Here is a 6152-nt window from a genome sequence, read left to right on the forward strand (position 1 = left end):
TCTTCCCTTATCCGGCAATGTCGTAGCTCACGGGCGATATCGGGGCCATCTGCTGCCCGAGGAAATCCGTGTCCGACTGCGCAGCGGTCTCGGAAATCGAACCGGACGGCGCCATAAGGTCGTCGAACGACTGCGACGGCGTGGCCAGCGAGAAGTAAAGGAGCAGCGCCGCCGCCGCCATCGCCGAGAATCCCGCCGCGGCGTCGCGCAACCTGTGCGACGGGCGGCGATCCGCGAACCGGTGGACCGACGCCCGGCGCAGAATCTCAGCCGCGCGATCGGCGTCCGCTCTCCGTGTTCCCTCGATATTGCCGGGCAACTCGAGGCGGGAAAAATCGAGTCCGCTGCCCGTGGGCGTCGCGCCGCGCGCGGACTCTGCCGTCGCGCCGCTCCCTGCGTGGAGGATCGGCGCCGTCAATGCAAACGCGCGAAATGCGCGATCGCACTTCGGGCATCCCTTGAGATGCGCAAGCAGGTCCCCGCGACGCTCATCGCCGAGCGTGCCCTGCCAGAAACCTACAAAATCCTGACGTGCCTCGAAGCAGTTCATTGTTAGCTCTCCGCCTTGCGCGGCCGCACCAAACGCGCCGCCTGACGGCGCAACGCCTGCCGCGCTCGAAAGGCGCGTATTTTAACCTTGGCTTCGCTCCAGCCGACGATGTCAGCGATTTCGCTTACGCTCATATCCTCGCTGTTCTGCAGGGTCAGCACGAGCCTGTCCTCCGGCTTAAGCGTCGCCAACAGCTTGTCCGCGAGCGTCTTCGCTTCCTGCCGCTCCTGCGCCGCCTCCACGAGCTCTTCGGGCGTGGCCGTATTCACCAGCCCCAGCCAGGTCGACTCAGCCGCGCTGAAGTCAGCTACCAGCTCTTCGGGACGGCGGCGGCGCCGGCGCAATTCGTCATAGCACAGGTTGGTAGCGATCGCGCGCAACCATGCACCGAATGGAATTTCGGCCCGATAACCCTTCAATCCGCCGTAGGCGTGGATAAAGGTTTCCTGAGCCAGGTCTCGCACCTGTTCGGCGTCGGAAAAAAAACGCTGGCAGATGCGTTCGACGCGCGAGCGATGACGGGTGGCGAGCTCCGCAAACGCGGCCGAGTCGCCGTCCAGCGCACCCGCTACCAGGTCCTGGTCCGATGGCTCTGACACGCTACGCGCGAATCGCTTGAATGCAAGGACGCCACGCATACCTGATAAAGAGTACGACGGCTCCGGTCCATGGTTACACGAAAAATCGGCCGTTTCGGGCCTAATTAGCCTTCATCGAGGGTCCGGGACGGTCGAGCCCGGCGCGATCCAGATCCTCGGGCGTATCGAGGTCGGTCAGCACGCCGGGGTCGTCAACGTCGACGTAAGCCACCCGAGCCGGGTCAGCCGCCACCACCACTCTTGCTCCCTGTTCGTCGGGCGCGGCCGCAAGCTCGCCGAACAACTCGCGCGCGAAGACCACAGGATGGCCGCGGCGGCCCTGGTGGCGTGCGATCGCTATCGGCTTGCCTAGACGCCGATAGCCCTCGATAACCGCAGCGAAGGTTGCCGCATTGACCATCGGATGGTCCGCCAGGTGGATGAGCGCGCCGGATGCTCGCGGTCCAACGTGAGGCAGCGCCGCCTTGATCGAGGAAAGCTGCCCGCGAAGATAGCCGGGATTGTCCACCACGAGGATTCCTGGATCGGCGGGAATCGCCTCGCGCACCGCGGAGCCGTGCGCGCCGACCACTACAATGAGCCGCGCGACGTTCGGAAGTATCGCGGCAATAAGCACCTCGACAAAGGTGCGCGAACCCAGCCTGAGCAGCGGCTTGGGAAAGCCCATCCGGCGCGATTCGCCAGCGGCGAGCAGGATCGCCTCAACCGGCGCGCCCAAGTCGGGCGGCGAACCGCCTACCGTTTCATGCCCCGCCGCCACAAGATCGCTCCACGCTCGCGCGCGCAGGCCTAGCGCCGTAGCTGCCCGAGCTTGACTCCGAGGTTGAACGCGTCGCGCGCCCTCGTACGCCGCTCACGGATAATCTCGCCGATAATCGAAACCGCGATTTCCGCAGGGGTCTCGGCGCCGAGATCGACGCCGAGCGGGGCGTGAACCTCATTCAGCTCCGCGGCGGGAATGCCATCCGCGGCAATGCGCTCGAGCGTTGCGCGTACGCGGCGGCGCGAGCCAATCATCCCGATGAACGCGCCGTTGCGCTTCTTGAGCGCCGTGCGCACGACCTCTTCGTCAAAGGCGTGTCCGCGCGTGACCGAGAGCACGTAGCAATGGCGGTCGAGGTTCAGGGCCTCGATCGCGGCAGCGAACGGGCGCACCACAATCTGGTCGGCGATCGGAAAGCGCTCGCGGTTGGCAAACGCAGCGCGATCGTCGATCACCGTGACATGAAAGCCCAGTATCGAGCCGAGTTGGGCGAGCGGCTGCGCGATATGGCCGGCGCCCACAATGATCAGCCGCTGCGCACCCGTGATGGGATCGAGAAAGACCCGCGGCGTGCCGCTCGGCTCGATCCGCGCCACCGGCCGCACCGCACCGTCCACCCCGATCTCGAGCAGCGCCGCCACCGCATCCGCAGTGCGGTCTCCGAGCTGCTGCGCCGCGGCCTCGCTCAGCCCCGCAAAGCCCTTAAGCGGCGCCGAGCGGCGCGAGACATCGACCACCGTGCGCTCGCCGACCTTGGCCGCCGGCGCAGCGCCGTTGGGCACCCCCTGGTCAACCACGGTCAGAAGCGCGGCGGGCAGGTTATGGTCGGCGGCGTCGGCCAGGCGGCGCGCGATTTCGAGATCGGAGCGCGGCCGCCAAAGGTCGATGAACACGTCCATTATCCCGCCGCAGGTACCGATCTGCTCCTGTTCAAAATCGCCTGTCAGGTCGACTTCGGCCAGCCGAGCTTCGCCTCCATCTTCAAGTAACACTCGAGCTTTTCGGAAAACCTCGGCCTCGCCGCAGCCGCCGCCGATCGTGCCAAACTGGCCGTCGTTGCGCACGATCATCTTGGCTCCGACCTCGCGCGGCGTCGAACCCCGCACGTTAACAACCGTAGCCAGCGCGAACGGCTTGTCGCGCTCCAGCGTGCGCACCGCTTCGGCCCAAATCTCCTCCGGTCCGGCCATCCTCTACCCTGCCTTCGACGCTGCTCGGCCGTGACGCTTCTTAGGCCAAGCCCGAGCATCAATCGTCTTCAAGAATCCTATTGTGGATCGAAAGCCGCCGCTGTTTCTACGGGCGCAGATGACCGCCTGACCGCTCGCAAACGACGGCTCTAAACCGTCGGCCCGGACGCCATCCGATCAGTGCGAGGCTTACGTGACCTCGTTTCGCGGCCGACGCGATCGATGCCGTAGCGCTCGAGCATCCGGTAAAGCGTCGAACGCGAGATACCGAGCACGATTGCACTGCGGCGGCGATTGCCCCTGGTCTCGCGCAGCACGCGAATCAGGGTCTGCTTGATGTCTCATCAAGTGTGAGCGACGTGGATTGTCCGGGCTCCGATCCGTGCTGTGCGGCTTTGAGGCACCTGTCCGGATCGTCTGACCGATCTCGATACGGCGCTAGCTCCTCCGACCGAGCGTCGGAGACCGAAACTGCTTCGCTTGAAGATGCGCCGGCATGATCGACTTGGGTTTCCTGCTCGACAAGGCTCGATTCGCCGGAATCGCCGATGACGTTGCGCGAATCCATGCCCTTCAAGAAGCAAGAGGCGCGCCACCTCTAGCGGTATTATGAGAGCGAAACGCTAATTACTCTTCCAGCACGTCGACCAGGACCTGCGCGGCGTGATCGCGCGGATCGACCTTGTCGTAAACACGCTCGATGCGCCCGTCAACGCCAATAAGGAAGCTGATGCGCTCGGGATATCGCGCCTTGAGACTCTCGCAGGCGCCGAAGGCCAGAGCGACCTCGTGCGTGGTATCGCTCAGCAGCCGGAACCCAAAGTTGTGTTTGCGTGCGAAAGCGGCATTGTCCGCTACGGTGTCGAAACCGATGCCGACGATCTCGATCGCGCTCTGGTCGAAATATTCCCGATGGTCGCGCAGGCCGAGCCCTTCAAGACTGCATCCAGGCGTATCGGCCTCGGGAAAAAACCAAAGAAAGACTCTGCGCCCGCGCACGCTCGCGAGCGCGAACGGCGCGCCGTCCTGATCGGGCAAGGTAAATTCCGGCGCGGGATCACCAGCCTTCAGCATCGTCGCTCTCCTGCGGCTGTTCTCTGCGCTTTCATCGCATCGACCAGACCGCGCACGTCTAATTAAGCGCCGCGCGCAAACGGGCAAGGGATGCCTGGCATGTCGGCTCGCCCGGCTGTAGCCGCAGTGCGTGCTCGAACTCGCGAATGGCCTGCTGGAGCATCCCCTTGGTCGCGTAGAGGCGCCCGAGGTTCATGTAGGGGAAATGACGCGGCTCATAGCGCGGCGCGTGCTTGGCTTTTTCCAGCCACGGCACCGCCTCGTCGAAGTCACCCTTGGCGATCAGATAGGCGCCGATGTCGTTATAGGGATTGCCAAAGTCCGGATCGACTTCGATCGCCTTCTTGCACTCGCCGATCGCATCGTCGACCCGGCCGAAATAGTTGTAGGCCCATCCGCGAAACGTGTACGCCTCGGCGGTCGGACAGACATCGATCGATTTCGTGTAGAGAAGGATCGCGCCGTCGAAGTCGCCATGCATGTGACGCTCGACGCCCTTGTTCCACAATTCGAGCGCGCGCACCTTGAGAACGGAATCTTCCATGGGCTTCGCCGGGATCGCTTCGCTAATGATTTGGTTATTGGCGCATCGCCCAGGCGTCAAGAGCATCCACCGAGGCTCGCAGCATCGATGCGACCTCTCTCAGCGGATGCGCGCGTAGGCAACCGTATCGCCCACGCCGCCCGAGATCGAAAGGCTTCCGCTTGCGGGTGTACATCTGAGCGGATTGGCCGCGGTAGTGTCCGTACACATCACGATATTGTCGGCGCCGGTGAAGCAAGCGTCGCTGACCAGAGCGGCCCCATCGGTGAGAACCGCTTTCCCGGTGCAGGGGGCTCCCGACGTCATCGAAAAGCTGCCCAACGGCCCCCACGAACTCATCGTCGTTGGCGGTACCGGGGGTTGCGGCGCGACCTGGAGACATCCCGCCGCGGTCAATCCGGCGGCCGCCGCCACTGCGAAGAGCGCGAACTGCTTGACCAGCGCGAACTGCTTGACCAGCGCGAATTTGGCGACGTTCCCACGCATCCGCACCACCTCCCAGGCCCGCTTAGTGACGATCGTCGGATCGCCGGGGCCGCGGATACGCTCATTCTATCCGCCCGCCGCGATGATGTCGCGCCCGTCCTTGGCGGCTCTGCGTTCGGGCTGTCAAAAGGTCAGCGTGCGAACCGTCTGCACGATTGCCGGGCCCACGATGATCAGCAGCATCGCGGGCAAAATCATCAGCACCAGCGGAAAAAGAATCTTGATGGTCGTCTTCTGAGCCGACTCTTCGGCGCGCAGCCGGCGGTGCGTGCGGATGGAATCCGAGATCGCCCGCAACGCGGGTCCGATCGCAGCGCCGAGCTGCTCGCTCTGAATCAGCGTCGCGGCGAGCGGCTTGATGTCGGCAACGCCGCTGCGAGCGGCGAGCGAGCGCAAGGCATGTCCCAGCGAGCGCCGGAATTGACCTCCGCCGCCACCTGCGACAGCTCCTGACCGATGATCAGGTTCTGCTCTCTGGTCTCGGCGCCGACGACCTTGATCGATTCAAGCAGGCCGAGTCCCGCCTCGACACATACCACAAGCAGATCGAGGACGTCGGAAAGCTGGCGTCCGATATCGAGCTGGCGATTGCGCGCGCGCTTGCCGAGAATATATCTGGGAAGAAATGCCCCGACGGAAGCGCCGAGAATGATAGACAGAATCATGCGGCTGCCGCCCGCGCCGAGCAGCAGACCACCCACCATCGCGGCGAGCTTGCAGACATGGAAGAGGTCCATGCTCGACGCATTTGAGCAATGCCCGAGTCGCCCGCCCGTCGCGTGTGGCGGCTGGCGCGCCGGCCGGAGCCGTATCGATCCGCGCCCTGTACCCGACGTGATCCATCCGCGACTGCAACAGGCGCCGGTCGCTGGTAACCGAGACGTAGATAGCTACGGCGACGCCGGCCAGAATCAGAAACACCATCGCGCTGATTAACAACGGCGTC

At 64.4% G+C, this 6152-nt stretch carries 9 protein-coding genes; all 9 read right to left on the reverse strand.

Annotated elements, in window-relative coordinates; translation table 11 throughout:
* Nucleotides 1-7: 7 nt before the first annotated feature.
* A complete protein-coding gene (locus VMI09_05530; protein ID HTQ24137.1) occupies nucleotides 8-550 on the reverse strand; it encodes a hypothetical protein in 543 nt (180 codons plus the stop codon).
* Nucleotides 551-552: 2 nt separating this feature from the next.
* Nucleotides 553-1149: a sigma-70 family RNA polymerase sigma factor gene (locus VMI09_05535; protein HTQ24138.1), complete on the reverse strand. Its 597-nt coding sequence runs from the start codon at nucleotides 1147-1149 to the stop codon at nucleotides 553-555.
* Nucleotides 1150-1249: 100 nt separating this feature from the next.
* Nucleotides 1250-1909, reverse strand: a complete 660-nt coding sequence (locus VMI09_05540) for a nucleotidyltransferase family protein (protein ID HTQ24139.1) — start codon at nucleotides 1907-1909, stop codon at nucleotides 1250-1252.
* A gap of 29 nt (nucleotides 1910-1938) precedes the next feature.
* Nucleotides 1939-3102, reverse strand: coding sequence for an XdhC family protein (locus VMI09_05545; protein ID HTQ24140.1), 1164 nt, complete (start codon nucleotides 3100-3102; stop codon nucleotides 1939-1941).
* Between the two features lie 627 nt (nucleotides 3103-3729).
* Nucleotides 3730-4176: a peroxiredoxin gene (locus VMI09_05550; protein HTQ24141.1), complete on the reverse strand. Its 447-nt coding sequence runs from the start codon at nucleotides 4174-4176 to the stop codon at nucleotides 3730-3732.
* A gap of 58 nt (nucleotides 4177-4234) precedes the next feature.
* Nucleotides 4235-4720: a tetratricopeptide repeat protein gene (locus VMI09_05555; GenBank protein HTQ24142.1), complete on the reverse strand. Its 486-nt coding sequence runs from the start codon at nucleotides 4718-4720 to the stop codon at nucleotides 4235-4237.
* A 99-nt stretch (nucleotides 4721-4819) separates the two neighbouring features.
* The gene (locus tag VMI09_05560) at nucleotides 4820-5206 is read right to left on the reverse strand and encodes a hypothetical protein (GenBank protein ID HTQ24143.1); all 387 of its coding nucleotides are present in this window, start codon (nucleotides 5204-5206) and stop codon (nucleotides 4820-4822) included.
* Nucleotides 5207-5329: 123 nt separating this feature from the next.
* Nucleotides 5330-5602: a type II secretion system F family protein gene (locus tag VMI09_05565; GenBank protein HTQ24144.1), complete on the reverse strand. Its 273-nt coding sequence runs from the start codon at nucleotides 5600-5602 to the stop codon at nucleotides 5330-5332.
* Nucleotides 5542-5943 carry a hypothetical protein gene (locus tag VMI09_05570; GenBank protein HTQ24145.1) on the reverse strand — a complete coding sequence of 134 codons (402 nt, stop codon included), beginning with the start codon at nucleotides 5941-5943 and terminating at the stop codon, nucleotides 5542-5544. The genes VMI09_05565 and VMI09_05570 overlap by 61 nt, the downstream gene beginning before the upstream one ends.
* Nucleotides 5944-6152 lie beyond the last annotated feature (209 nt).

The sequence above is a fragment of the Candidatus Binataceae bacterium genome, assembly GCA_035500095.1.
Taxonomy (GTDB): Bacteria; Desulfobacterota; Binatia; order Binatales; family Binataceae; genus JAKAVN01.

What these genes read in the sequence shown, in the direction of transcription:
- VMI09_05530 (HTQ24137.1), bottom strand. Translation starts at nt 550, where the DNA reads ATGAACTGCTTCGAGGCACGTCAGGATTTTGTAGGTTTCTGGCAGGGC.
- VMI09_05545 (HTQ24140.1), bottom strand. Translation starts at nt 3,102, where the DNA reads ATGGCCGGACCGGAGGAGATTTGGGCCGAAGCGGTGCGCACGCTGGAG.
- VMI09_05550 (HTQ24141.1), bottom strand. Translation starts at nt 4,176, where the DNA reads ATGCTGAAGGCTGGTGATCCCGCGCCGGAATTTACCTTGCCCGATCAG.
- VMI09_05555 (HTQ24142.1), bottom strand. Translation starts at nt 4,720, where the DNA reads ATGGAAGATTCCGTTCTCAAGGTGCGCGCGCTCGAATTGTGGAACAAG.
- VMI09_05560 (HTQ24143.1), bottom strand. Translation starts at nt 5,206, where the DNA reads ATGCGTGGGAACGTCGCCAAATTCGCGCTGGTCAAGCAGTTCGCGCTG.
- VMI09_05570 (HTQ24145.1), bottom strand. Translation starts at nt 5,943, where the DNA reads ATGGACCTCTTCCATGTCTGCAAGCTCGCCGCGATGGTGGGTGGTCTG.